Origin of the sequence: Niabella beijingensis (assembly GCF_020034665.1) — a bacterium.
Lineage (GTDB): Bacteria > Bacteroidota > Bacteroidia > Chitinophagales > Chitinophagaceae > Niabella > Niabella beijingensis.
Map to the genome: position 1 here is coordinate 874,216 of NZ_JAIQDI010000002.1, position 25,417 is coordinate 899,632.

Here is a 25,417-nt window from a genome sequence, read left to right on the forward strand (position 1 = left end):
CTAAAACTGCAGTTTAGTGTGCCGTCGGAATTTCCGTTTCAGCCTTTGGTTGCACAGTATCTGTATTTACAAATACGTTCCATCTTTTAAAACTTACTATCAAAATGGTCGTTGTTCGTTTGTGTAACCGTGCTCCAATTTACAACCAGTTGTCCTACACTAAGCTTTGCTATTATCGTGCCAAAGCTTACTAAAAAACAGGCTCGCCGTTTAACAGTATAAGCGTCCGCAAGGCCGGGGAAACCGCAACAGAAACGAAGCCTGCCGGAGCTTCCCGATGACCGGTAACGGAGCGGAGCTGCGGTGGTCTGCCCTGGTCCCTTCCCATAGCTTAATCGTTTAAAAATTAACCATTTCGCATTGGAAGGGAGAAATCCCGGTTGCGGAGCGACCACCCGCCTTATGCAGGTTGCCTGCCTGCGTCCCTGCTGCTACTGGCAGACAAAACTAACCGCTTTATGAATGTATATTTTAGACCGGGAAATGATAATTAGAAATAACCTAACACTTTTAATGATTTGTACCATACCGGAGGCAGGGGGAAGCAGTATCCTGTCTGGATTGCGGGATTAACCGGACGTAAACAGCACAGGCGGATAAAACAAAAGCTGTTCATTTAATGAACAGCTTTTGACAATTTTAACTTGACTTTTAAGAGAACGGACTATCCGAATATTCCTTTTCTTAGATTGCGGATACCTTCGCCGATTTTAAATCCGTTATGGTATACTTCAATTTTATAGTCGCCATGCGTAAATCCATCAGGGTTGCGGATCGGGAAAGATACACCCTTGCGTGTTCCCTGCTCGTACTCAACCGGTACTTTGGCGGTGAAATTACGGTCACCATCCTGACGGGTGGTCATGGAGCCGGAAGACAGCTGTGTGTTCTGAACTACCTGGCCCTTGGGATCGGTTACCACTACATAAAGATCAGCGGGTCCGGAAGTAGTGATCCTGTTTTCCACATTAAAGGCTACCCGCAGCATATCTACCCGGCGTGCAAAAGCCGTTTGTTTTTCCTTTCCGTTTTTCTTTTCTTTCAGAGGAGTGATGGACATGCCAGATGCAGAGAGCGTACTTCCAACGTCTACGGTGCTGGCGAGCTCATCATTTTCCTTGGATCTGGTGTCCAGGTTCTGGCTGAGAATATCCTTCTCTGCTGTAAGATGGGTATTCTTTGCTGTAAGCTCCATATTTTCTCCTTTCAGCTGTGCTACCTGTGATTCCAGGCGACCGATCTGACCATTTAATTCACCGATCAGGTGGCGCGCTCTCTGAAGATCAGAAGCGGTAGCTTTCTTGTCATTGAGGATCCGGCTGATTTCAGATTTACGGTCATCAATTTCTTTCTGTAATGCGGTCTTTTCACCCTGCAGACTGTTATTGGCCCCTGTAATGGAATCCAGGCGCATTTCAGCAAGGTTGAACATTTGTCTTAAGGAATCAGATTCCGACATTGCAGTGGCAACCTCTGTGTTGCTGGGTTCTGCAGTGCCTGATCCGCCGGGCGCATTTTTGCTCCAGAGGATATATCCCCAGGTGCCCAGCAGTGCGGCAACCAATAAGCCGATCAACACATTCCTGCCTGTGTTATTATTCGGGTTGCGTGAAGGGGAACCAGTTGTTTGAGAAGAAGCGGAAGGGTAATTCGTATTTGCCATAATCATCAAAATTTAAATAGTTTTTTTAGTGTATGAATCAAATTTTATCGGCACTTATATATAAAAAATATAGGTATGTGTTTCGTATCAATTACGAATCTAAACACAAATTATGCCAAACGACTTTTTTGCCCGGGACATATGCGTATTTATATAATATTTACAAATTGTTAAAAATCCTATCTTGCGGATTATGAGCGTGGAAAAAATTATCGGGGAGTGGAAGAAAAAAACATATAAACCAATTTATTGGCTGGAAGGGGAGGAGGACTATTACATCGACCAGCTGGTAGGTTATGCAGAACAGCATATACTGACTGAAAGCGAGGCCTCTTTTAACCTGGCGATATTTTACGGACGGGACGCTGCATGGGCGGACATTGTAAATGCCTGCAGAAAGTACCCGATGTTCTCTGATAAACAGGTGGTGATCCTTAAGGAAGCACAACAGCTGAAGGAGATTGAGAAACTGGAAGCTTATTTTAACCAGCCCCTCACTTCAACGATCTTTATCGTGGCCTATAAGGAAAAAAAGCTGGACGCCCGTACAAAGTTTGCAAAACTGGTAAAGGAACGCTCCGAGTTCCTGACCACAAAAAAAATATACGACAGTGCCCTGCCCGAATGGGTGAACAGCTATGTAACAAAACTGGGCTACACGATTTCGCCCAAAGCCACCATGCTGCTGGTGGATCATATTGGAAATGATCTGGCAAGGATCGAGAACGAGATCCAGAAGATACTGATCAACCTAAAAACACGCACCGCTATTACAGAAGAAGACGTAGAGAACTTTGTAGGGATCAGTAAGGATTTTAACATCTTTGAGCTGCAGACGGCCATAGCCGCCCGGGATCTTGCGAGGGCCGTACGCGTGATCCAGTATTTTGGGGATAATCCCAAAGCGGCACCCATCCAGCTGATATTGCCTTCCCTGTATTCCTTCTTCAGCAAGGTTTTTATGATCTTCGGCGCCTCCGGGGCGGATGATGCCATCGCAAAACAAATTGGTGTGAACAGCTTCTTTTTTAAGGGATATGCACAGGCCTCAAAGACCTATGGCTATGAAGGTGTGGAAAGGATCCTGCTGCTGCTGCATCAATACAATCTGAAAAGTATAGGGATCAATGCATCCAGGATCGACGATGCAGCACTGTTAAAAGAGATGGTGGTGAAGATAATGATGTAGGTGCTGATCGCTGAATTCTCAATTCCAGTTCTCAGGATCCGATCAGGTAAAAAGTGAGTAGCAAAAGGTCTCAGCTAACGGCTGAACGCTGACAGCTGATTGCCGAAATCTCGGGTCTCGATTCTCAATTTCAGTTCGTCTTACGCTTTCTCCAGTGCCTGTTCAATATCATAAATAATATCGTCCACATGCTCAAGTCCTACTGAGATCCTTATTAATCCCGGGGTAATGCCCACGGCCAGCTGATCTTCCGGGGGAACCTTGGAATGCGTGGTGCTGGCGGGATGCGAGGCAATGCTCCGGGCATCTCCCAGATTCGGTGTCAGCGACAGTATTTCAAGCGCGTCCATGAATTTGCGTCCGCTTTCCAGTCCTCCGCTCAGTTCAAAACAAACAATGCCACCGCCGGCCGTCATCTGTTTTTTGGCGATCTCATATTGCGGATGTGAAGGCAGGAAAGGGTATTTGACCCATTTCAGTTTGGGATGGTTCTCAAAATGGCTGGCAACAGCCAGTGCATTTTCACAATGCCGCTGAATGCGCACTTCAAGGGTTTCCAGGCTTTTGGAAAGTACCCAGGCATTAAAGGGCGACAGCGCCGGCCCCATATTGCGACAGAAAAGGTAAATATCCTGGATGAGCTCTTTTTTGCCTACTACCACACCTCCAAGTACGCGTCCCTGGCCATCCAGCCATTTGGTGGCGGAATGGATCACGAGGTCGGCTCCAAAGTCGACCGGGGTCTGCAATACGGGGGTGGCAAAACAGTTATCCACGCTGTAAATGATGCCGTGCCTGCGTGCCAGTTGGCCCACGGCTTCCAGGTCTATCAGCTCCAGCTGGGGATTGGTAGGTGTTTCGAGATAGATCATCTTTGTATTCGGACGTATAGCGGCTTCCCAGGCTGCTATATCGTTGGCCGGAACAAGTGTGTATTCGATGCCAAAACGCGACAGGAATTTTGTAACAACGGTATTGGTACCGCCAAACATCGAGCGGCAGCAAAGCAGGTGATCTCCCGATTTCAGCAAGGCAAAAAACGACATCGACACGGCCGCCATACCACTTGCTACGGCAAACCCCGCTTCTGCTTTTTCCAGCAATGCCATCTTGCCGGCAAACTCATCCACATTGGGATTACTGTAGCGGCTATAGATATTGGCATCGGTTTCGTCGGCAAAGGCCGCCCGCATATCTTCTGCTGTGTTAAAAGCAAAGCTGCTGGTAAGGTACAGTGGTGCGGAATGTTCCATTTGCTGACTGCGCTCCATTTGTGCGCGTACCGCCAGGGTGGACGGATGTAATTTTCTGTTGCTCATGAATCGGATTCTAAAATATAAAGCCTGTTGCTCCCTGCCCGGTCAGAAGGGGAGGTGTGAACGGGATTGCAAAACTAAGAAATGTAAAAAAATTATGCGTTGTGAATGATCACTTTTGTATGAATGGCTGCACCGGCCCTGGTAAGGGTTATTGCAACGGAACAGTATTTATTCATGGAGATTTCAACTGCCCGCTGCGCCTTGCCTTCATCCACATTACCGGTTATTTCAAACACCAGCTCAATATCCTTCCACAACGAAGGCTCCACACCTGCTTCTCTTTCACCGGTTACGGTTACCGTATAGTTTTTGATCTCCTGGCGCTGCTTCTTCAGTATACTGATCACATCAATGCTTGCACAGCCGGCCAGGGCATTTAGCAAAACCTGCATGGGGCGCGCACCGTACTCGGTTCCGCCCATTTCAGGATTGGAGTCCAGCTTAATAACAGTTCCATTCTCATTAACGGTATCAAAACCATAATCGCCCTTCACTCTTTTTAATACAACTTTCGCCATGTTCTCTCTGTTTAAGCGGCAAAATTATCCGAAATTTACCAGCTGACCTAATTCTGAAAGGGCATGCTTACGAATGTTTGATTGTTTTGAGGGAATGGTGAAAAGTGAATAGTGAAAAGGTTTCTGCTGACGGCTGAATGCTCAAATCTCAATTCTCAAGATGAAATCGCGTGAAAAGTTGCCTGCTGATGGCTGACAGCTCAGTTCAGCGGCATATTATCGATCAGTCGTACTTCCCCGAGATAGGCAGCAATTAATCCGGATACAGGCGTTTGCCCGTCCCACCGGGTGCATTCTTTAAGCGTATCTGTTTCAGCGATCGTAACATAGTCGGTCCTGAAACCCGCATGTGCCAGGCGTTCCGCAGCCTGTTGCAACAATCCGGTGAGGTCACCCGGCACCAGATGTTCTTTAAGATGCAACAGGGTATGATAAATGGCGGGGGCCGCTTGCAGTTGCTCCGGCGTTAACCGGGCATTGCGGCTGCTCATTGCCAGTCCGCTGGCCTCCCGGAGGGTAGGCACCTGGTGCATCCGGATATGACGGAAGTCGGGAGTTGTTGCGATCAGGTGTGCAATAACGCTGCATTGCTGCAGGTCCTTTTGTCCGAAAAAAACCTGATCCGGACGGACGCAATCAAACAAACGGCTGACCACATCCGCCACTCCCTGGAAATGCCCGGGGCGGTACCGGCCTTCCAGGATGAATTCCAGTTCTCCAAGATCATAAGGGGAACCCTGTCCCGTCCCTTCGGGATAGATCTCCTCCACCTCCGGGTAAAAGACCACATCACATCCCTGGTGCTCCAGCAGCTCCAGGTCTTTTTCAATGGTGCGGGGATATTTTTCGAGGTCTTTTTTATCATTAAACTGTGTGGGATTGACAAAGATGCTGCAGACCGTGAGGTCTGAATGCCGGCGTGCTGCCTGCAGCAGCTGGAGGTGTCCCTGGTGCAAAGCACCCATGGTGGGCACAAAGCCAACCTGCTGATTTTTCTGGTGATAACCGGCAATAAACTCCTGAATATCACGCTTCTTTTTAAACAATATCATAGTGCAAAATAGAATATTCGCACCAATTTATAGGCCTGTTTCCGCATAATAATGTACCTTTGCACCCTTTAAAGTTTGTAAAACATGTCAACAAAGAAAAGAATTTTATTTATAGCCAATGAAATGTCACCCTATCTTGAATTGACAGAATTCTCTGAAACAGTTAACAAACTTGCGATAAAGGCCAACGATAATTCTTTTGAAGTCCGTTGCATCATGCCCCGTTTTGGCAGTATTAATGAACGCCGGCACCGTCTGCATGAAGTGGTACGGCTTTCCGGTATCAATGTTACTGTGGATAATGATGATATGCCTTTGCAGATAAAGGTGGCATCGCTTCCCAGTGCACGTTTACAGGTATATTTTCTGGAAAACGAAGAATTATTCAAACGGAAAACGCTTTTCCATGATGAAAACGACCAGTGGTTTGAGGACAATGACCTGAGGACGGTGTTTTATTGTAAAGGTGCCCTGGAAACCGTAAAGAAATTCGGCTGGTCGCCTGATATCATTCATTGCAGCGGCTGGATGACCGGGCTGATCCCGGCCTATCTGAAGACCGTTTATAAAAAAGAACCTGTTTTTGCCCACAGCAAAATCGTGTATACAATAGGGGAGACCACTTTTAAAGAAAAGCTGGGCAAAGGCTTTATACAAAAGGCGCTCATCCACCCGTCACTGAAGGAAAAGGACCTGGAGGTTTACAAGGACGGCACCAATACAGCACTCATGAGAGGCGGAGCCACATTTTCGGATGCCATCACTTTCGGCTCTCCGGATGTGGACAAAAAGCTGGTGACGGAATTCTCGAAAGTGCGGGGTAAAAAGACCTTATTGTTCAAGGAAGATTCTGATTTAACAGAGTATTTACAACTCTATCACGATCTTGCGAGCTAATGAATCTATCACGCTTATTAAATTCAATATTTTTTGTGAAAAAAAGGCATTTTCTTGCATGCTGTTTTCTGGTCCTGGCCATCGGATTTATTGTTTCCTGCAGTAAGATCAACATGGCTACAGAATTGGGGCAGGGGCTGATCCCCGAAGTGGACAATATCCATACATTTGATACCACGCTTGAAGTGCATGCGTACAACGGTATGTTCACAGCAGCAAACGACAGTTTCCGCTCCGGCTTTACCTACCCGCAGCTGCTGGGTGTGATCAATAGTGATCCTATTTTCGGAAAGACCAATGCCAGGCTTTATTTTCAGGTGAGCCCTGGAACGAAGACCCCCTTTAAGAATGTGCCATCAAAACTGACACTGGATTCTGTGGTGCTGGTGATCAACCATGCCTTTAACTACGGGGACACCCTCACGGCCCAGACCATCAATGTTTCAGAGATCGAACAATCGAACGACTTTAAAGGAGATACATCTTACCTGCTTTCAAAAAATCTTACCACGACGGGGCTGCTGGGGTCTAAAACCCTGGTTCCGCGTACGTTGAGCGACTCGATATCCGTGATTGATTTTCAGAACGGAACACCGGATACCCTGAAAGTGGCCCACCAGCTGCGGATCAGGCTGGATGCGGCTTTTGGACAGCGTCTGATGGAATACGACTCTACAGGGGCCAATGACGGGTATTCGACTGATTCGGTATTCCGCACCCGGTTCAAAGGTTTTGCACTGGAATCGGCCGGCGCCGGTAACGGGTTGCTGGGACTTACATTGAACAATGCACAGCTGCAGGTCTATTATCGCTACGAGAACAAGACCACTGCCGGCGATATCGACACTTCCACCAGCATTTTTAATTTTGTTTCGCAGACGACCGTGGGAAATGCGAATGCCAGTGCAAACAATATTGTAAGAGATTACAACGGCACTGAAATCCAAACTACAAGCGGGGATGAAACAGAGGATGCATTCGTTTACATTGATAATACCCCCGGAACCTTTGCTACCTTAAAGATACCGGGGCTGGCCACCTTCCCCCGGTCCGTTATTCATTTAGCGGAATTGCAGATGGAATCGGTTTATGATGTATCCGACTCCATGTTTGGTGCTCCGCGTAACGTATTCCTGGATGTGATGGACACCGCCACCAAGCAGTTTAAAATGGTTCCCTATGTATTCGGGATCACTTATTCCGGAGGGTATGCGATCACCAACTTCCCCAGTTTTTATAGTGTGAACAATGCAAATACCGACCAGACCTATTACTTTAAAAAGGATCCGTCCCAGAATATCGTTCGCCAATGGCGTTTTAACCTTACCAGCTATGTACAAAGCCTGGAAAATATCGGGTGGGATGGCAAGACGGTAAACAAAGTGGTGCCTTTATACAACTTCAGGTTGTATGCTCCGGCAGGAGTATGGCTTCCGCTGGGCGACCGGGATGCTATAACCGGAACCAGTCTGTTCCGTGTTCCGCAGTCGAGCACCTTTTTCGGACTGGCAGGCGTAGGCCGGGCCAGGATCGCAGGAGGGAATAATTCTTCTCAAAAGATGAAACTGCGGATTGTTTACTCAAAGCCCTGATCGGCAGTTTATATTTTATTTAAATACGAACGGGTGCTATATTTGCACCCGTAAATTTTAATTATTTCTTAATAACCCAAATCGTTTATGCCTTATTTATTTACTTCTGAAAGTGTTTCTGAGGGACACCCGGATAAAGTAGCAGACCAGATTTCTGATGCACTCATTGATAATTTTCTCGCATTTGATCCGCAGTCGAAGGTAGCCTGTGAAACCCTTGTAACAACAGGACAGGTGGTTCTGGCGGGAGAAGTAAAATCCAAAGCATACCTGGATGTACAGGAGATCGCCCGTGGGGTAGTGAGCAAGATCGGGTATACCAAGAGTGAATACATGTTTGAAGCCCGCTCCTGTGGCGTGTTATCCGCCATTCATGAACAATCCTCCGATATTAACCAGGGAGTGGAACGTAAAAAAAAGGAAGACCAGGGAGCCGGAGATCAGGGGATGATGTTTGGGTATGCTACCAATGAGACCGCCAATTACATGCCGCTGGCGCTGGACCTGGCGCATACATTGCTGATCGAACTGGCGGCCCTCCGTCGCGAGAATAAAAAGGTACAGTATCTGCGTCCGGACTCTAAAAGCCAGGTAACACTGGAATACGATGATAACAACAAACCCGTTCGTATTGATGCGATCGTTATTTCCACCCAGCATGATGATTTTGATACAGAAGCGAAGATGCAGGCCCGGATCGCAAAGGATATGAAAGAGATCCTGATCCCCCGTGTGATCAAGAAATACCCCCAGTACAAGCACCTGTTTAATAATAAGATCAAATATCATATCAATCCCACCGGTAATTTTGTGATCGGTGGTCCGCATGGAGATACCGGTCTTACCGGGCGTAAGATCATCGTGGATACCTATGGCGGTAAAGGTGCGCATGGCGGGGGCGCATTCAGCGGAAAGGACCCCAGCAAGGTAGACCGCTCGGCAGCATATGCCACCCGTCATATCGCAAAAAACCTGGTAGCAGCCGGATTGTGTGATGAGGTACTGGTTCAGGTTTCCTATGCTATCGGTGTGGCCCAGCCCACCAGCATCAATGTGAATACCTATGGCACAGCAAAAGTGGATCTTACCGATGGTCAGATCAGCCAGGCCGTGGAAAAGCTTTTTGACATGCGGCCTTATTTTATCGAGCAGCGCTTAAAGCTGAGAAATCCCATCTACAGCGAAACAGCCGCCTACGGGCATATGGGAAGAGAGAACCAGGTGGTGGAAAAAGTTTTTGTTGCCCCGGACGGGAAGAAAGTGACCAAAAAAGTGGAGCTTTTTACCTGGGAAAAACTGGACTATGTACCCAAAGTAAAAAAAGCCTTTGGCCTGAAATAAAGCAGGAACAATGCATTAAAAAAGCTGTCTGTATACCAGGCAGCTTTTTTAATGCCTGCCCTTCCGGAACACCCTGTTTTTCACCTGCAGATCATTGAACATTTGAGGTGTTGCGCATCCGTTTTTTTATACACGTATCAACCCGGAAAATAGTGGAAAACTCTCCTAAAAAACAGGGGTCAGGAGTCGTAAATACGGAGGGGAAAAGTTAAATTTGCATATAGTGCATTTTGCATTATTCAGAATGATTTAGAATCTATTAGATGGAAGAAAATTTAGACCCGCAAGCGACACAGGACAGCAACCGCATTATCCCCGTAAATATCGAAGAGCAAATGAAAACGGCCTATATCGATTATTCGATGTCGGTGATCGTGGGCCGTGCCTTACCGGATGTAAGAGATGGTTTGAAGCCGGTACACCGGCGCATCCTGTACGCAATGAATGAGCTGAACCTGAGATCCAACCGGCCTCACAGAAAATCGGCATTGGTGGTGGGGGAAGTACTGGGTAAGTACCACCCGCATGGTGACAGTTCCGTGTATGATGCAATGGTGCGTATGGCACAGGAATGGAGCATGCGCTATACAATGGTAAACGGACAGGGTAACTTTGGTACACAGGATGGTGATGGTCCGGCGGCGATGCGTTATACCGAGGTAAAACTGGAAAGCATTGCCGAGCACATGCTGGATGATATTGAAAAGGAAACGGTCGACTTTCAGCCCAACTATGATGACTCCAGGGAGGAGCCTGTTGTGCTGCCTACGCGGATCCCGCAATTGCTGGTAAACGGCTCCAGCGGTATTGCCGTTGGGATGGCCACTAACGTGATGCCGCACAATCTTTCCGAGGTGATTGATGGCTGTATTGCTTATATCGAAAACAGGGAAATTACCATTGATGAACTGATGCAGCATGTAAAGGCTCCGGATTTTCCGACCGGCGGCATCATCTATGGCATGGAAGGGATTAAAGCAGGGATGCATACCGGCCGGGGAAGGGTGGTACTGCGGGGAAAAGTACGTGTAGATACCAAGCCCAGCGGCCGTGAACAACTGGTGATCTCAGAAGTTCCGTATCAGGTAAACCGTGATGCGCTTACCAGTCGCATTGGTGACCTGGTGAACAATAAGATCATCGACGGTATTGCTCATGTGAACAATGAATCCAATAAAAAAGAAGGGACCCGGATCGTTGTTGATCTGAAGCGGGATGCGATCGCCAATGTGGTGATCAACCAACTGTATAAAAATACCGACCTGCAAACTTCCTACGGTATCAATAACGTAGCTATTGCGCACGGCCGGCCAAAGATCCTGAACCTGAAAGACCTGATCAGTGAGTTTGTGGCCTTCCGTCATGAAGTGGTGGTACGGCGTACCAAATTTGAGCTGAAGGAGGCCGAAAAACGGGCACATATCTTACAGGGGTACCTGATCGCGCTGGACCACCTGGATGAAGTGATCCGCCTGATCCGGAATTCACCCACACCGGAAGTGGCCAAGGACAACCTGATCAACGCGGGTTGGGGTATCGACGAGATCCAGGCCAAGGCCATACTGGAACTGCGTTTGCAGCGGCTTACAGGAATGGAACGGGAGAAGATCAAAGAGGAATACGATGAGCTGATGAAGCTGATCACACATCTGAAGGATATACTCGCAAACGAACCGCTCCGTTACAGTATTATCACTACCGAACTGCTTGAAATAAAAGAAAAGTATGGGGATGCCCGTAAAACGGAGATCACCTATCTGAACGACGAGGTGTCTATAAAAGACCTTATAAAGGAAGAAGATGTGGTTATCACGATCTCGCATCTGGGATATATCAAACGGACTCCTGTAGATGAGTTCCGGGCACAGCGCCGGGGCGGAAGAGGCGTAATGGGCGGAAAGACCCGGGATGAGGACTTTATCGAGCACCTGTTTGTAGCATCCACGCATCATACCCTGCTGTTCTTTACGGAGAAGGGAAGGTGCTACTGGCTGAATGTATATGAGATCCCCGAAGGAGAAAAAACAGGGAAAGGGCGTGCGATCCAGAACCTGATGCAGTTGCCTCCGGATGACAAGATCCGGGCGATCATAGATGTAAAGGACCTCAAGAACGAGGAATTTATAAATGCGCATAATATTGTTCTGTGTACACAGAAAGGGATCATTAAGAAAACGGCGCTTGAAGATTTCAGCCGTCCGCGCCAGACCGGTGTAAATGCCATTACCATCAATGAAGGAGATCGCCTGCTGGAGGCCCGTCTCACCAACGGAAAGTCGGAGATCATGATGGCTGTAAAAAGCGGTCGTGCCATCCGTTTTTCGGAAGAGAAAGTGCGTGCTACCGGGCGGGGTGCTATCGGTGTGGCCGGTATTGAAGTAGATGATGAAAACGACGAAGTGGTGGGAATGATCTGCCTGGAGGCGGAAAACCCCAAATCGGTACTGGTAGTAAGCGAAAACGGTTATGGAAAACGTACCAAGGTGGATGAATACCGCTTTACCAATCGCGGCGGCAAGGGGGTTAAAACCATTAATGTAACAGAGAAGACAGGATCGCTGGTAGGCTTGCTGGATGTGGATGAGACACAGGATCTGCTGATCACCTGTAAAAGCGGTATTACCATCCGGATGCGGGTACGCGATATCAGCGAGCTGGGAAGGGCTACCCAGGGGGTTAAACTGATCCGTCTGGAGGAAGACGACCAGATCGCGGCCATCAGTCAGGTGGATGAGCAGGAAATTACGGAAGGAAATGACGAGGAGGGAGACCCTGCTGCTGAAGCGAACGGTGAGCAGATCGCGGAAAAAGATGTAACTTCAGGGGACGATTTGCCTGCACCACCGGAGGAAGAAAAAAATAATGGGGAAGCGCCATCAGAAAATTAATGGTGCCGCGTTATCATTTCGGAACGAAAATTGCCGTGTTTATTGTTTACAAAGAACGGTAGCATTTTTAACCATTCAGAACCTCAAAAAAAACTTAAAAAAGAATATGATGAAGAAAATTACGCTTTTTGCTTCTATTGTACTGTTGGGAACAGCAGCACATGCCCAAAAATACGAAGCGATCAAGACCTCATTGGCGATTGGTAAAATAGCGGATGCCCAGAAAGCTTTTGACAAAGAGTCGACCAATGAAAAGTTTTATACCAAGCCGGAAGGGTATCTTATACAATCCACACTTCTGGCTAACAATGCAGTAGATACTTCAAAAGTTGCGGAAGCCGAAAAGAACCGGGATGAGGGGTTCGCCGCCTTCAATAAGTTTAAAGAGCAGGACCCGACCATGAAGTTGCTGGAAGACCCCGTATACAAAAACACGCCCTTCCAGCTGTATGCTGCGTACTTTAACAGCGGGGTGGCAGATATCAATGCCAAGAATTATGAAGCAGCCTATGCAAAATTTAAGAATGTAGTGGACCTGTCGGACCTCCTGATCGAGAAAAAGATCAACCTGCCCGGTCCTATTGATACCAATGCCAATTATTACGCGGGTGTGCTTGCAGAAACCAATAAGCATGTGGATGAAGCAGTGAAATACAATACCCGCCTGGCGGACCTGAAGATCACCGGTCAGAATTATGAGCAGGTGTATCAAAGCCTGGTACGCTATTACGCCGGTAAAAATGATGATGCAAATTTCGAAAAGTACCGCAAGCTGGGAAAAGAACTTTACCCGCAAAGCGAATTCTTCAACTATAATAAACTGGATTTTGCGATCGGCGGCAGCAACAGCTTTGAAGAAAAGGTAGCCAACCTGGAAAAGATCGTTGCGGCTTCTCCGGAAGATTATAAGGCCAACCTGGCACTGGGAGAAGCAATTTTTGAAAAGCTGAACCGCCCGAAAGAAGGCGAGGCTCAGCCTGCAAATGCAGCAGAACTGGAAACAAAGATGCTGAATGCCTTAAAGAAGGCGGGTTCCATCAACCCGAATGAGCTGCAGCCGACCTTATTAATGGGCGATCATTTTATGTCGAAGGCAAGCTTACTGGAAGAAGGAATGCGGAATGCTGAGAAGGAAATGGACAATAAAGGTGCGAAAGCTACAGCAGCCGACAAGCAAAAATATGCAGATGCCAAAAAGGCCTATGTAGCGGAATACGCCCTGGCTGCGGAAAATTTTGAAAAAGCTGCGGATATGCTGGGCAAGGTCGGACAGCTGGATAACGTGCAGAAACGCCAGTACCGCGTAATTTCCGGAAACCTGGCCCAATATTATTTCTTTGTTGGGCAGGATGCTACAGGTGCCAATAAAACAAAATACAGCGCCCTGGAGAAAAAATACGATACACTTTACAAAAGCCTGAAATAATTAATAAAGAGGGTCTTTTCAAAAGCGGCTGAATTTTCAGCCGCTTTTTTATTATATAGATTCCCCCAGGATTGTAAATAAAAAAACCGTCCCGATCAAATCGGGACGGCGTTATTAATAACCTTTTTGCTAAAAAAGAATAACTAAATTATTTCTTAGTTGCAGTATCAACTGCAGGTGTTTTAGATGCTGTGTCTACTGCAGGAGGAACAGTTGCTGTGTCAGGAGTCGGAGCCGGAGTTACTGTTGCTGTATCAGGAGCCGTTGTAGTTTCTTCAGTTTTTGTTTCAGAGCTGTTACAAGCTGCAAAAGAAACCGCGATCAAAGCAATTGCAAATAATTTTTTCATTGTTTGTTTTTTTAATTTAAAATTATAATTTGGTATTAATACCGGAATTTTAAAAAGGTAACCGTATTCATGAAAAAATAAAATTCATTCAATTGTTTGATTATAAATATTTTATTTATTATTATTGAAAAAATATTTAAAAAATCATAAAACAGGGTTCTGACGGACAAGCGTATTGAATTTTACTGCGGATTCTTCTTCTTTTGCAATCAGGTCGCTCAGGGTGATCTGCACCAGCAGTTTATCGATGGTCAGCTGCAATATCTGCCACAGCGACCGGGCTGAGCAATCGACGGAATTGGTACAAAAACGCATATTTCCCTTGTGCGCACCACAAAAGCTGGTATCAAAAAGTACCCCACCCAGGGCTTCCAGCACCTCCTTAATAACCACTTCGCCGGCCGGGCGGGCCAGGATATATCCGCCCTTATTGCCCGGGGTACTGCGGATAAAGTTTGCCATACGAAGGGTACGCGCGATCTTGGCGGCATAATGGGTGGTGAGGCCCTCAGCTTCGCTGAGCTGTGGTATACTTAATCCTTCCTCATCCTTGCAGGAGGCCAGGCGGATCAGGATTCTTAAACCATATTCTTCCTGTGCGGTAATTTTCATTATACTGTATTGTTCAGGATTTTCTGTTTGTTTATAAAAAGCCGAGTTCCAGCTGGGCGGCTTCGCTCATCATGCTCTTATCCCAGGCCGGGTCCCAGGTTATGGTAACCTCCACATCGCTTACACCATCTATGGAGCGGATCTTTTGATCTACTTCCACGGGCAATGTCTGGGCCGCAGGGCAGGAGGGCGCTGTAAGTGTCATCAGTACTTTCACATAATTATTTTCCAGTACTTCGATCTTATAGATCAGGCCCAGCTCGTAAATATTGACCGGCAGCTCGGGATCAAACACTGTTTGGAGCTCCTTAATTACTTTTTCTTCAATTGTATCGGGTTCCATATTTTTGTTTGAGGTTTAATAGTTGAAGCTTCATCTTCACCATTGGATTTTAAACATCGAACTTTAAACTTTTAAACGCCAGGGCATAGTGCTTCATCTGTTTTACCATTGCCCGCAGGCCGTTGGAGCGGGTTTGAGCCAGGTGACTGGTCATGCCGATCTTATTGATAAAGTCCATGTCGGCGTCCAGTATCTCATCCGGCGTGTGACCGGAAAGAACACGGATCAGCATGCTGATCAGCCCCTTTACGATAACTGCATCACTTTCCGCCTGGTAGGTCACTTTGCCGTTCTTATAATCGGCTACCAGCCATACGGTAGACTGGCACCCTTTTACTTTATTCGCGTCTTTTTTATGAACAGCATCCAGCGGCTGCAATTTTTTCCCAAGGTCGATAATGTATTCGTACTTATCATCCCAGGAATCAAAGAGCGCGAACTCTTCTATAATTTCTTCTTCGATTTCAGATATGGGTCTTGTTTCACTCATCTAATACACGGTTATCAGTTAAGCTAATAATTTGATGGCTTTTTTTAATCCATCCATCAGCCGGTCGATCTCTTCGGTTGTATTGTAAACGGCAAACGAAGCGCGGATCGTCCCGGGTATACAAAAACGGTTCATCAGCGGTTCGGCACAGTGATGTCCGGTACGCACTGCGATCCCTTTGTTGTCCAATAAAATCCCAACATCCTGCGGGTGTACACCGTCAATCACAAATGACAGCACGCTGGCTTTCTCCCGTGCTTCTCCGATGATCTTTACACCGGGGATCTCTTTTATGTTCCAGGTTGCATAATCCAGCAATTCTTCTTCATGTCTGCGGATGTTTGCTTTTCCCAGGCGGTTGATATAATCGATCGCAGGTTTGAATGCCACAAAATCAGCGATATTCGGTGTACCGGCTTCAAACTTGTAGGGAAGTTCATTATAGGTCGTTTTTTCAAACGTCACTTCTTTGATCATCTCTCCGCCGCCAAGAAATACCGGCATGGCTTCCAGCAACTCTTTTTTACCATACAGCGCACCGGCTCCGGTAGGTCCCAGCATCTTATGTGCGGACAGTACAAAAAAATCACAATCCAGGTCCTGTACATCGATATCGAGGTGCAGGGAGGACTGGGCTCCGTCGATCAGTGTCAGCGCGCCTTTGTCATGTGCCTGGCGGATGATCTCCTTTACAGGATTTACCGTTCCGAGCGCATTGGAAACATGCACCACTGCCACCATCTTTGTTTTTTCAGAAAGCAGTTTTGCATATTCATCCAGTATCAGCTCTCCCTGGTCGTTGACCGGGATCACTTTTAAAACAGCTTTTTGCTCTTCACAAACGATCTGCCAGGGAACGATGTTGGAATGGTGCTCCATGCCGGATATGATCACTTCATCGCCCGCTTTCAGGTTTTTTCTTCCCCAGGTATAGGCTACCAGGTTGATCCCTTCGGTAGTACCTTTTGTATAAATGATCTCTTCGCGGTGCGCCGCATTTATAAAAGCACGGATCGCATCGCGCGTGGCTTCAAAAGCAGCTGTAGCTTCTTCCGCCAGCGAATGGATACCGCGATGTACATTGGCATTGAGATGGGTGTAATAATAGACCAGTGCATCGATGACCTCACGTGGTTTCTGTGATGTTGCTGCGTTGTCGAAATACACCAGCGGATGCCCTTTTACCTGCCGCCGGAGGATAGGGAAATCCTCCCGGATGGCTGCGATATCCAGTGTCTTGTTATCTTTAGCTGCTGTCATTGTTTCATTACTCATTACCCTGTGTTTTTAATGTGATTACCGGGCGGGAAAAATAACAGGGGCCCGGCGGATGCGCTGTTTAGCCCAGCTTCAGGTTAGCTGTCACCAGCGCATTTACATAATTGCGTACGGGTTCCGATCCTATTTTTTCCAGTACGTCGAGTGCAAATCCATGCAATAAAAGAGCACGTGCCGTGGCATCGGAGATGCCGCGGGCTTTCAGGTAGAAGAGTGCCTCTTCGTCCAGGCGGCCCACCGTACAGCCATGGGAGCATTTTACATCATCTGCAAATATTTCCAGCTGCGGTTTTGTATTTACCGAAGCATTTTCAGACAGCAGGATGTTCCTGTTTGTCTGATAGGCATTGGTTTTCTGGGCGATCTGACGCACAAATATCTTACCGTTGAATACACCGGTCGAATGCCCGTTCATGATCCCCTTGTATAATTCGTTGCTCAGACAGTTGGGCTGCCGGTTGTCCACCACGGTATGATTGTCTACATGTGTCTGTCCGTTCTGGAGGTACAGCCCGGAGAGATTCGCTTCACAATAAGGTGCCGACATCACCATATTCAGGTTGTTGCGTACCAGCCCGCCGCTCAGGGAGATCGTCACCACGTTGGTGACGCTTTTTCCCACCTGGTGCACATGGGTAGTGCTTACAATCGTAGAATTGGCCGCATCATTCTGGATCTTGTACAGGTTCAGCACCGCATCTTCTTCCACCGCGATCTCGAAGACCTGGTTGGTAAAACTTTCGTCTGCACCAAGGGTGACAAACGTTTCGAGGATCTCCACCTGCGCGTTCTCCCCGATATGCACCAGGGCCCTGGGTTGTGCGAAGATATTGCCGCTTCGTGCATCCGTTATGTTATAAATATATACCGGATGATTTACGGTCTTTCCTTTCCGGATGTGAACAAACACGCCTTCCTGTATGAAGGCGGTATTCAGGGCATTGATGCCGTCCCGGTGGTAATCGGCACTATGCCCCAGGTGTTTCTCTACAATAGGTGCATAGTTGTTATGTGCCGCTTCGTTCAGCGGAATGATCTCCAGTTCTTCCGAGCGCAGTACCGAGTGTTCTGCGTGATAATGTCCGTTGATAAAAATGATCACGTTCGCGTTCTCATGACCCGGCAACAGGAACGGCTGAAGCTCAGCAGCGCGGAACTGCTGTTCTTTCAGGTCTGTTGTAAAATGATAATCCTTATTAAAGAAATCGTTGATCCTGGTGTATTTCCACTCTTCGTGTTTTACAGTAGGAATCCCTTTTTGCTGAAACTCGCCAAAAGCCCCGTCCCGCAAGGACTTCAGCCGGGAATCAGGTTGCTCCTGCTGTAAATGTTCAAAACGCTCTTTAAAATATGTTATTGTATCCATTGTTTAATTTGAGAATTTGAGAACCTGGGAATTTAAAAATGTACGGATGGTATCCAATTATCAATAAAGGAATACTCCGTGCCCATTTTCAAATTCCAGATTTCCGCATCAGCATTATTTATGCTAATTCACTTTTGATAAAATCGTATCCTCTTTCTTCCAGTTCGTAGGCCAGTTCCTTGGTGCCCGACTTTACGATACGTCCGTTATACAGTACGTGTACAAAATCAGGAACGATATAATCCAGCAGGCGCTGGTAGTGGGTAATTACGAGGATGCCGTTTTTCGGAGTGCGGAGCTTGTTCACGCCATTAGCCACAATGCGGATGGCATCGATATCCAGCCCGGAGTCTGTCTCATCAAGGATCGCCAGCCGGGGTTCCAGCATGGCCATCTGGAAGATCTCATTTCTTTTTTTCTCGCCACCGGAGAATCCTTCGTTGAGTGAACGGCTCAGCATCGACTGGTCGATCTCAACAAGGGCCATTTTTTCTTTCATTTTTTTGAGGAAGGAAACGGCATCCAGTTCTCCCTGTCCGCGGTATTTCCTGACCTCGTTGACGGCGGTCTTCATAAAATTAGTGGTGCTCAGACCCGGTATTTCCACCGGGTACTGGAAGCTCAGGAAAATGCCTTCACCGGCTCTTTCTTCCGGAGCCAGTTCCAGGAGGTCTTTTCCCTCAAAGGTTACAGCACCTCCGGTTACTTCGTAGTCTTCTTTCCCTGCGAGTACGGATGCCAGGGTACTTTTCCCGGAACCATTGGGCCCCATAATGGCATGTACTTCGCCCGGTTGAATATTCAGGTCAATCCCTTTTAAAATTTCTCTTCCTTCAATGCCTGCGCGCAGGCCTTTTATCTCTAACATGTCAACTTGTTTAACGTTTAAGGTTCAATGTTCAAGGCTTAGACCTTTATTGATACTTTGTTCCCTTAAATGTGGTTTTATTTAAATAATTAATAAAAGCATTTATTCTACCGCTTAAGCTTTCAAGCGCTGATTTCAGTTGAAGAAATTTTCCTTCATTGATATATCCAAAATCAAATATTCGATAGAGCTGTGACCGTGTTTCACCCAGCGATCCCTCTGCTATTGATAGAAAATGGCGAAATTCTCCGTTTCCGTTTCTCTCAAACCCCTCCGCCACATTATCCATTAAGGATCCGATCGCTGCCTTAATCTGATCTTTCAGCCGGTATTCATTTTTGAGATCCGTTTCAACTGAAATCGTGTGGATCTCTTTTGCGAGCCTGCGTGCTTCCTGCCAGATTTCAAGATCTTCAAAGTGTTTTACGGTAGGCATGTTCTTGTTTTTATGTTTAAAGTTTGGTGTCTATTCCTGCTTCGTTTAAAAAACCGCGGTTATATCTTACAGATCAAATGCGTGATATAACAAAGCGTATAGAAGTTTAACTGAGGAACTGATCACATTATACGGCCGATCAACCTTAAACTTTAAACCTTAAACCTTGAACTGTCTACCCCACGCTACCTTCCAGACTAATGGCCAGCAGCTTTTGCGCCTCTACCGCAAATTCCATCGGAAGCTGGTTCATGACTTCTTTTGCAAAACCGTTGATGATAAGTGCCACAGCCTTTTCGGTGTCGATACCCCGCTGGTTGCAATAGAAGATCTGGTCTTCGCCGATCTTGGAGGTAGTGGCTTCATGCTCAACAACACCTGTATTGTTTTTTACTTCAATATAGGGAAACGTATGTGCACCGCATTTGTCGCCCAGCAGCAGTGAGTCGCACTGGGAAAAATTACGGGCATTGGAGGCATTTTTTCCGACACGCACCAGGCCACGGTAGCTGTTCTGGCTCTGACCCGCGGAAATCCCTTTGGATACGATCCTGCTTTTTGTATTCTTGCCGATGTGAAGCATCTTGGTACCTGTATCCGCCTGCTGAAAATTATTGGTAACGGCCACGGAATAAAATTCGCCCACCGAGTGATCTCCCTGCAAAATAACGCTGGGGTATTTCCAGGTGATCGAAGAGCCGGTCTCTACCTGCGTCCACGATATTTTTGAATGCGCACCTTTGCAGATGCCGCGTTTGGTTACGAAATTGTAGATCCCGCCTTTTCCCTCCTTATCACCCGGGTACCAGTTCTGTACGGTGGAATATTTTACTTCGGCATGATCCATTGCCACGATCTCCACAATAGCGGCGTGCAACTGGTTCTCGTCACGCATGGGAGCGGTACATCCTTCAAGGTAGCTCACATAGGCGCCTTCTTCTGCCACGATAAGGGTCCGTTCAAACTGCCCGGTGTTTTCCGCATTGATACGGAAATAAGTGGAGAGCTCCATAGGACAGCGTACACCTTTCGGAATATAGCAGAAGGATCCGTCGCTGAATACTGCGGAATTCAGCGCTGCATAGAAATTATCGGTAACAGGCACTACAGAGGCCAGGTATTGGCGTACCAGTTCCGGATGTTCCTGGATGGCTTCACTGATGGAGCAAAAAATAATACCCAGCTCGGCCAGCTGTTCTTTAAATGAAGTACCGATCGACACACTGTCGATCACGGCATCTACCGCTACCCCGGTAAGACGTTTCTGTTCTTCAAGGGAAATCCCCAGCTTTTCAAAAGTTTTGATCAGTTCCGGGTCTACTTCATCCAGACTGTTGGGTTTTATCTTTTGTTTGGGTGCGGCATAGTAGATAATGTCCTGAAAATCGATGGTAGGGTAGGTAAGGTTGGCCCAATGCGGGGGTTTCATTTTCTGCCATTGGGCAAAGGCTTTCAGACGCCATTCCAGCATCCATTCCGGTTCATTTTTTTTAGCAGAGATAAAGCGAATGGTATTTTCATCCAGCCCTTTGGGCGCGGCCTCCATTTCAATATCTGTAACAAAACCATATTTGTACTCGCTATTTACATGATTTTCAATAACATCTGGTTCTGTGTCTACATTGTTGTGCAATAATTGATCTGTTTCCATACTCATCCTGCAAAGGTAGGTTTTTATTTGTACAAAAAAGTATGGATGCGGGATAAATATGGGATGCGGCTGTTAAAATCATTGGTTCCGGAAGCAGCGGCAGGGTAAAAAATAAGCCATACCTGATCCTGCAGGTATGGCCTGGTTGAACACGTATTAGATCTGTCAGAATGTATACCGGGCCGAAATACCGGCGTTCGGATAAAAACCGTTGTAGTAATCGTAGGCTTCCACAACATGAAATGTGGGACGCACATCGGCGGAAACCGCAAGCGGTATATTTTTGAATTTATAATCGGCCCCCGCAGTAGGATAAAGCCCCAGGTTAAATCCCTTCCGGTCGTCGAAATTGGAAAAGGAATTGGAAGCCACAAGACCGCCGCCCACAAACCATTTCAATCCCGCAACAGGTTTTATATCGAAGTGATGCTGATAGGCAGCAGAAGCGGACACATTGGTCCATTTGTACGATCCGGCACTGTAAGGACGGATGCCCAGGTCGATTTCGAGTGCGGCCGCATCGGTAAGGAACGTTTTGTAAGCAGCTGAGGCGATATCGTAATAACCACTTCCAAGACGTAGTCCGATCGATTGTTTGTAGTCGCTTTGGGCAAAGATCGCAGTGGCGGCAAAAACGCTGACTGCAACGAATGTCAGTTTCAATTTCATAATTCAATTTTTTTGCAAAGCTAACAGAATCAATCACTTAAAAAATACCTGTTTTCAGGTAGTTTCAATTAGCCGACCCGTTTTGCGTCACCTGTTGCTGTTCCGCCCTGTGTGGCGCGGCCAAGGGGGTATGTGAGGTGACTGCCGCCGGGGACGGGCATATGCTCTTCTCTTCTTACGGAGTAGTTCCGGTTACGTATCCTTATTTGAATACCATGCAGCAGTGTGCTTTGCTTCGGTCCGGTGCAAGACCAATGGAGTTAGGTTTATTATTTTTTATTTTATTCAGATTTCTTTAATTTCAATTTGTGTACGTACACGTAAATGATGCGACACAGAGCTTTTTTCAGCGGAAAGAACGGGATGCGACGTCCGTCCGCGGGCTTTTTTTAACGGATGCAGCAACAGCGGCACCGGCAGCTCCTGCCGGCCGGCAATAGTGTAAGCATCAGAACCCGCCTGTACTTTGCTGCTGACAACTGCTTTTACACCATCATAAGCTCATTGCAGCCCGGGCCGGGAATGCCCTCCGGGTGCAGCAAAGGACACTGATATTTATTCAAACCCAGTAACAACAGGAACAATCAACCAGCGGAAATGAGAAAGACAACAGCAGCGGCAGATCGTGAGGAAAGGAGTGGGGCAACCAGCAGCGCGCCCATTACAGCAAGGATCTATGATTCCGGATTTGAAGATGCACACGATACGTATAATGCCCTTTCTGAAGGCAGTGACGGAAATATTTATTACGTATTATCGTCGCAGCAATATGATGCCGGGGGACGGTTCTATGTATACAATCCCAGGGAAGACGATATCCGGCTGATCGGTGACCTGACGGAATTATGCGGGGAAGGACAAGGCCAGGCCATTGCTCAGGGCAAAAGCCATGTAGCGTTCTATGAATCCGGAGACAAACTTTATTTTTCAACGCATGTGGGTTATTATGAACTAATAGACGGAATGGACCGGCTGCCACAGCATCCGCCTCCCGGCTACGAGCGGTACCCCGGCGGGCATATACTGGCTTATGATATGAGCAGTAATGAAACAACGGTACTGGCAACAATGCCGGATGGGGAGGGCGTCGTATCGATGGTAATGGATCCGCTGCGGGAGCACATCTTTTGCATTACCTGGCCTGCCGGTAATTTTATTTTCTATCGGGTAAAAACGGGCAGGCTGCTCAACAAGGGACGGGTGAATGCATCCGGTGAGAAAGGTATGCCCGGTGATGATTTCCGTTCTTTATGCCGGTCATTGTTTATAGATCCGCGCGATGGCAGGGTCTATTACTCCACTGCGGAGGGCGATATCTGCTGTTATGATGCAGTTGCAGATCGTATGTGGTCTGTCGGGGAGGCGGACCTGAAAAAAGATTATTTCGGGCAGTATGATTACCGGCAACCCGGCAGCATGTCCTATAACTGGCGCAAGATATTCTGGCATCCGGAGCATCAGGTAGCATACGGGATCCATGGAAACTCGGGATACCTTTTTTCATTTGATCCGGCGCTTAAACAGGTACAGCTGCACGACCGCCTGACCTCAGTACCATCGCAGCGCAGCGGCATGTTCGATCAGTTCAGCTATGGCTACCTGGGGTTTACACTCGGACCCGATCAAGAAACCATCTATTATTTAACAGGAGGACCGGTGTATGAGAACGGCCGGCTGTTGCGGGGTGCGGCATCGGTTACCAAGGGCGCTGCGCGGGGGGTGGAGAACCTGCACCTGGTTACCTATCATCTTTTATCGGGTCATTACACCGATCATGGGCCGGTATTTTATGAGAACGGAGAACGTCCGTTGTACGTGAATTCGATTGCTGTGGCCGGGGACGGGAATATCTATACCCTGGCGCGTATCAACCGCAATGGCAAACAGGTGACCGACCTGATCCGCTTTCGCAATCCCCTGTTTGCAGGAACCTGAAGCCGGGACAGATGGATTAAAAACCGGTATTTATCCCGGAAGGGCTGGAACAACAATAAAATAAACAGCGATGAGAACGTTTTTCCTGGTGCTATTGCTGCAGGTAGTTACCAATACCGGTGTTGCTGCACAAACAGTAAAAGCCGGCGTGGGACGTAAGGTCATTACGCCCGAAATGCCCTACTGGCTTACCGGTTATGCGGCACGCAGCAAACCTGCTGTGGAAAAAATTCACGATCTGTGGACAAAGGCACTGGTGATTGAAACGGATACCGGGAATAAAGTGGCGTTTGTGACCACAGATGTTTTAGGGCTTACGCCGGAGATACATACCATGCTGGTAAGCACACTTGGCGAGCGCTATGGATTCAGGGAATCGGATCTGGTGTTCAATGCGTCTCATACGCATTCAGGGCCCATGATATGGCCGTCCCTGGAAATGATCGGCGATTTTGATTCCTCCGCCATCGGGGCATTTGCAGCCTATAAAAAATTCCTCATCCGGCAGATCACGGGCGCCGTGGAAATGGCGATGGACAACCTGCTCCCTGCCCGGTTAAGTACGGGACACGGTACGGCAGCGTTTGCAATGAACAGAAGACAGCCGGTGAACGGGAAAATAATCAACGGCAAAAATCCCGGAGGAAATAAGGACCACGATGTACCGGTGCTGAAAGTAACAAATACATCAGGTGTTGTGCGGGCGATCTTATTCGGCTATGCCTGTCATAATACCACAATGGGCGGAGACAACTACCGGATCAGCGGCGATTATGCCGGGTTTGCCCAGCTGGACCTGGAACAGGCGTATCCGGGGGCTACGGCGCTTTTTTTTACCGGGTGTGCGGGGGACCAGAATCCGCAGCCGAGAGGTACGGTTGCGCTTGCAGAACAACACGGACGCGAATTATCCGGTGCTGTTAAAGCGGTGCTGGCGCACACCATGCGGCCGGTGGGCAATACCGTGAAATCGGCGATGCGTACCATTCCGCTCTCATTTGTGCCCTTTGATGTACGGAAGTACAAGGAAGAATTGGAAAAGGGGACCATTTTTGAACAACGCCGCGCCCGGCTGATGCTTCAGGCCTATAACAGAGGATGGGAGGTGACCCGCTACTGGTATCCTGTGCAGGTATTGCGGTTTGGAAAAGACCTGACCTTTATTTCATTGGGTGGTGAGGTGGTGGTAGACTATGCGCTGAGGCTAAAGGAAATGTATCCGCGCGAAAACCTGTTTGTATCCGGTTACTGCAATCATGTAATGGGATATATCCCTACCAAAAAGATATTGAAGGAAGGGGGCTATGAGGCCAATGAAAACCTGATCTATTACGGAATGCCGGGCCCCTTCCGTGAAGATGTGGAGGAAACGATTGTTTCAGCGCTCCGGCAGGTACTGCGCCGGCTGGGAGTAAAATAAAGCAACAATGAAATCCTGGCCCGGTCCTGCCCGGGAACCAGATAAATAACGGGCAGCAGCTCAAGGTTTCCGGCAACGGGGCATTATGGGGAGGCAGACCGGATCTTTTAAATGT

General features: G+C 47.6%; 22 protein-coding genes. 8 read left to right on the forward strand and 14 right to left on the reverse strand.

Annotated elements, in window-relative coordinates; genetic code table 11:
* Nucleotides 1-664: 664 nt before the first annotated feature.
* The gene (locus K7B07_RS19745) at nucleotides 665-1,663 is read right to left on the reverse strand and encodes a hypothetical protein (protein ID WP_223712259.1); all 999 of its coding nucleotides are present in this window, start codon (nucleotides 1,661-1,663) and stop codon (nucleotides 665-667) included.
* A gap of 193 nt (nucleotides 1,664-1,856) precedes the next feature.
* On the opposite strand from K7B07_RS19745, the gene holA reads away from it, so the two are divergent.
* Entirely contained in the window at nucleotides 1,857-2,852 is a 996-nt protein-coding gene (gene holA / locus K7B07_RS19750; RefSeq protein WP_223712260.1) for a DNA polymerase III subunit delta, read from the forward strand.
* Nucleotides 2,853-2,992: 140 nt separating this feature from the next.
* Here the strand turns inward: holA and K7B07_RS19755 are convergent, their stop codons facing one another.
* The 3 genes from K7B07_RS19755 to panC all read right to left on the reverse strand — a co-directional run bounded on the left by K7B07_RS19755 (nucleotide 2,993) and on the right by panC (nucleotide 5,741).
* A complete protein-coding gene (locus tag K7B07_RS19755; protein ID WP_223712261.1) occupies nucleotides 2,993-4,171 on the reverse strand; it encodes a trans-sulfuration enzyme family protein in 1,179 nt (392 codons plus the stop codon).
* A 92-nt stretch (nucleotides 4,172-4,263) separates the two neighbouring features.
* On the reverse strand, nucleotides 4,264-4,689 hold the full coding sequence (locus tag K7B07_RS19760; protein WP_223712262.1) for an OsmC family protein: 426 nt from the start codon (nucleotides 4,687-4,689) through the stop codon (nucleotides 4,264-4,266).
* A gap of 200 nt (nucleotides 4,690-4,889) precedes the next feature.
* The gene (gene panC / locus K7B07_RS19765; RefSeq protein WP_223712263.1) at nucleotides 4,890-5,741 is read right to left on the reverse strand and encodes a pantoate--beta-alanine ligase; all 852 of its coding nucleotides are present in this window, start codon (nucleotides 5,739-5,741) and stop codon (nucleotides 4,890-4,892) included.
* An 84-nt stretch (nucleotides 5,742-5,825) separates the two neighbouring features.
* Here panC and K7B07_RS19770 point away from each other — a divergent pair, with 84 nt between their 5' ends.
* From K7B07_RS19770 to K7B07_RS19790, 5 genes are all read left to right on the forward strand, one after another.
* The gene (locus tag K7B07_RS19770; protein WP_223712264.1) at nucleotides 5,826-6,638 is read left to right on the forward strand and encodes a glycogen/starch synthase; all 813 of its coding nucleotides are present in this window, start codon (nucleotides 5,826-5,828) and stop codon (nucleotides 6,636-6,638) included.
* 35 nt (nucleotides 6,639-6,673) lie between these two features.
* Nucleotides 6,674-8,230, forward strand: a complete 1,557-nt coding sequence (locus tag K7B07_RS19775; RefSeq protein WP_223712265.1) for a DUF4270 domain-containing protein — start codon at nucleotides 6,674-6,676, stop codon at nucleotides 8,228-8,230.
* Between the two features lie 87 nt (nucleotides 8,231-8,317).
* The gene (gene metK, locus K7B07_RS19780; RefSeq protein ID WP_223712266.1) at nucleotides 8,318-9,571 is read left to right on the forward strand and encodes a methionine adenosyltransferase; all 1,254 of its coding nucleotides are present in this window, start codon (nucleotides 8,318-8,320) and stop codon (nucleotides 9,569-9,571) included.
* 263 nt (nucleotides 9,572-9,834) lie between these two features.
* Nucleotides 9,835-12,459, forward strand: coding sequence for a DNA gyrase subunit A (gene gyrA / locus K7B07_RS19785; protein WP_223712267.1), 2,625 nt, complete (start codon nucleotides 9,835-9,837; stop codon nucleotides 12,457-12,459).
* A 106-nt stretch (nucleotides 12,460-12,565) separates the two neighbouring features.
* On the forward strand, nucleotides 12,566-13,885 hold the full coding sequence (locus K7B07_RS19790) for a hypothetical protein (RefSeq protein WP_223712268.1): 1,320 nt from the start codon (nucleotides 12,566-12,568) through the stop codon (nucleotides 13,883-13,885).
* A gap of 148 nt (nucleotides 13,886-14,033) precedes the next feature.
* On the opposite strand, the gene K7B07_RS19795 is transcribed toward K7B07_RS19790, so the two are convergent.
* The 10 genes from K7B07_RS19795 to K7B07_RS19840 form a co-directional block, all read right to left on the reverse strand.
* Nucleotides 14,034-14,234, reverse strand: a complete 201-nt coding sequence (locus K7B07_RS19795) for a hypothetical protein (protein WP_223712269.1) — start codon at nucleotides 14,232-14,234, stop codon at nucleotides 14,034-14,036.
* Between the two features lie 144 nt (nucleotides 14,235-14,378).
* Nucleotides 14,379-14,846 (reverse strand): RrF2 family transcriptional regulator, encoded by a 468-nt coding sequence (locus K7B07_RS19800; RefSeq protein ID WP_223712270.1) that lies wholly within the window; start codon nucleotides 14,844-14,846, stop codon nucleotides 14,379-14,381.
* A gap of 31 nt (nucleotides 14,847-14,877) precedes the next feature.
* A complete protein-coding gene (locus K7B07_RS19805) occupies nucleotides 14,878-15,189 on the reverse strand; it encodes an SUF system Fe-S cluster assembly protein (RefSeq protein ID WP_223712271.1) in 312 nt (103 codons plus the stop codon).
* Between the two features lie 49 nt (nucleotides 15,190-15,238).
* Nucleotides 15,239-15,679, reverse strand: a complete 441-nt coding sequence (locus tag K7B07_RS19810; RefSeq protein ID WP_223712272.1) for a SufE family protein — start codon at nucleotides 15,677-15,679, stop codon at nucleotides 15,239-15,241.
* 18 nt (nucleotides 15,680-15,697) lie between these two features.
* On the reverse strand, nucleotides 15,698-16,954 hold the full coding sequence (locus tag K7B07_RS19815; protein WP_276225280.1) for a cysteine desulfurase: 1,257 nt from the start codon (nucleotides 16,952-16,954) through the stop codon (nucleotides 15,698-15,700).
* 64 nt (nucleotides 16,955-17,018) lie between these two features.
* Complete coding sequence (sufD, locus tag K7B07_RS19820) at nucleotides 17,019-18,323, reverse strand: Fe-S cluster assembly protein SufD (protein WP_223712273.1); 1,305 nt, start codon at nucleotides 18,321-18,323, stop codon at nucleotides 17,019-17,021.
* Nucleotides 18,324-18,441: 118 nt separating this feature from the next.
* Nucleotides 18,442-19,191: a Fe-S cluster assembly ATPase SufC gene (sufC, locus tag K7B07_RS19825; RefSeq protein ID WP_223712274.1), complete on the reverse strand. Its 750-nt coding sequence runs from the start codon at nucleotides 19,189-19,191 to the stop codon at nucleotides 18,442-18,444.
* Between the two features lie 46 nt (nucleotides 19,192-19,237).
* Nucleotides 19,238-19,627 (reverse strand): four helix bundle protein, encoded by a 390-nt coding sequence (locus K7B07_RS19830; RefSeq protein ID WP_223712275.1) that lies wholly within the window; start codon nucleotides 19,625-19,627, stop codon nucleotides 19,238-19,240.
* A 175-nt stretch (nucleotides 19,628-19,802) separates the two neighbouring features.
* The gene (gene sufB, locus K7B07_RS19835) at nucleotides 19,803-21,284 is read right to left on the reverse strand and encodes a Fe-S cluster assembly protein SufB (protein ID WP_223712276.1); all 1,482 of its coding nucleotides are present in this window, start codon (nucleotides 21,282-21,284) and stop codon (nucleotides 19,803-19,805) included.
* A gap of 159 nt (nucleotides 21,285-21,443) precedes the next feature.
* Nucleotides 21,444-21,947 (reverse strand): hypothetical protein, encoded by a 504-nt coding sequence (locus K7B07_RS19840; RefSeq protein WP_223712277.1) that lies wholly within the window; start codon nucleotides 21,945-21,947, stop codon nucleotides 21,444-21,446.
* A 597-nt stretch (nucleotides 21,948-22,544) separates the two neighbouring features.
* Between K7B07_RS19840 and K7B07_RS19845 the strand changes: the two genes are divergently transcribed.
* Together K7B07_RS19845 and K7B07_RS19850 are read left to right on the forward strand one after the other, a co-directional pair.
* Entirely contained in the window at nucleotides 22,545-23,882 is a 1,338-nt protein-coding gene (locus K7B07_RS19845) for a hypothetical protein (protein WP_223712278.1), read from the forward strand.
* Nucleotides 23,883-23,952: 70 nt separating this feature from the next.
* Nucleotides 23,953-25,302 (forward strand): neutral/alkaline non-lysosomal ceramidase N-terminal domain-containing protein, encoded by a 1,350-nt coding sequence (locus K7B07_RS19850; protein ID WP_223712279.1) that lies wholly within the window; start codon nucleotides 23,953-23,955, stop codon nucleotides 25,300-25,302.
* Nucleotides 25,303-25,417 lie beyond the last annotated feature (115 nt).

Excerpts from the sequence above, each read along its gene's own strand:
- sufC (WP_223712274.1), bottom strand. The coding sequence starts at position 19,191 with ATGTTAGAGATAAAAGGCCTGCGCGCAGGCATTGAAGGAAGAGAAATT.
- K7B07_RS19850 (WP_223712279.1), top strand. The coding sequence starts at position 23,953 with ATGAGAACGTTTTTCCTGGTGCTATTGCTGCAGGTAGTTACCAATACC.
- K7B07_RS19755 (WP_223712261.1), bottom strand. The coding sequence starts at position 4,171 with ATGAGCAACAGAAAATTACATCCGTCCACCCTGGCGGTACGCGCACAA.
- K7B07_RS19810 (WP_223712272.1), bottom strand. The coding sequence starts at position 15,679 with ATGAGTGAAACAAGACCCATATCTGAAATCGAAGAAGAAATTATAGAA.
- K7B07_RS19840 (WP_223712277.1), bottom strand. The coding sequence starts at position 21,947 with ATGAAATTGAAACTGACATTCGTTGCAGTCAGCGTTTTTGCCGCCACT.
- gyrA (WP_223712267.1), top strand. The coding sequence starts at position 9,835 with ATGGAAGAAAATTTAGACCCGCAAGCGACACAGGACAGCAACCGCATT.
- K7B07_RS19795 (WP_223712269.1), bottom strand. The coding sequence starts at position 14,234 with ATGAAAAAATTATTTGCAATTGCTTTGATCGCGGTTTCTTTTGCAGCT.
- K7B07_RS19800 (WP_223712270.1), bottom strand. The coding sequence starts at position 14,846 with ATGAAAATTACCGCACAGGAAGAATATGGTTTAAGAATCCTGATCCGC.
- panC (WP_223712263.1), bottom strand. The coding sequence starts at position 5,741 with ATGATATTGTTTAAAAAGAAGCGTGATATTCAGGAGTTTATTGCCGGT.
- K7B07_RS19770 (WP_223712264.1), top strand. The coding sequence starts at position 5,826 with ATGTCAACAAAGAAAAGAATTTTATTTATAGCCAATGAAATGTCACCC.
- K7B07_RS19830 (WP_223712275.1), bottom strand. The coding sequence starts at position 19,627 with ATGCCTACCGTAAAACACTTTGAAGATCTTGAAATCTGGCAGGAAGCA.
- K7B07_RS19845 (WP_223712278.1), top strand. The coding sequence starts at position 22,545 with ATGAGAAAGACAACAGCAGCGGCAGATCGTGAGGAAAGGAGTGGGGCA.
- holA (WP_223712260.1), top strand. The coding sequence starts at position 1,857 with ATGAGCGTGGAAAAAATTATCGGGGAGTGGAAGAAAAAAACATATAAA.
- K7B07_RS19790 (WP_223712268.1), top strand. The coding sequence starts at position 12,566 with ATGATGAAGAAAATTACGCTTTTTGCTTCTATTGTACTGTTGGGAACA.
- sufD (WP_223712273.1), bottom strand. The coding sequence starts at position 18,323 with ATGGATACAATAACATATTTTAAAGAGCGTTTTGAACATTTACAGCAG.
- metK (WP_223712266.1), top strand. The coding sequence starts at position 8,318 with ATGCCTTATTTATTTACTTCTGAAAGTGTTTCTGAGGGACACCCGGAT.
- K7B07_RS19745 (WP_223712259.1), bottom strand. The coding sequence starts at position 1,663 with ATGGCAAATACGAATTACCCTTCCGCTTCTTCTCAAACAACTGGTTCC.
- sufB (WP_223712276.1), bottom strand. The coding sequence starts at position 21,284 with ATGAGTATGGAAACAGATCAATTATTGCACAACAATGTAGACACAGAA.
- K7B07_RS19815 (WP_276225280.1), bottom strand. The coding sequence starts at position 16,954 with ATGAGTAATGAAACAATGACAGCAGCTAAAGATAACAAGACACTGGAT.
- K7B07_RS19760 (WP_223712262.1), bottom strand. The coding sequence starts at position 4,689 with ATGGCGAAAGTTGTATTAAAAAGAGTGAAGGGCGATTATGGTTTTGAT.
- K7B07_RS19805 (WP_223712271.1), bottom strand. The coding sequence starts at position 15,189 with ATGGAACCCGATACAATTGAAGAAAAAGTAATTAAGGAGCTCCAAACA.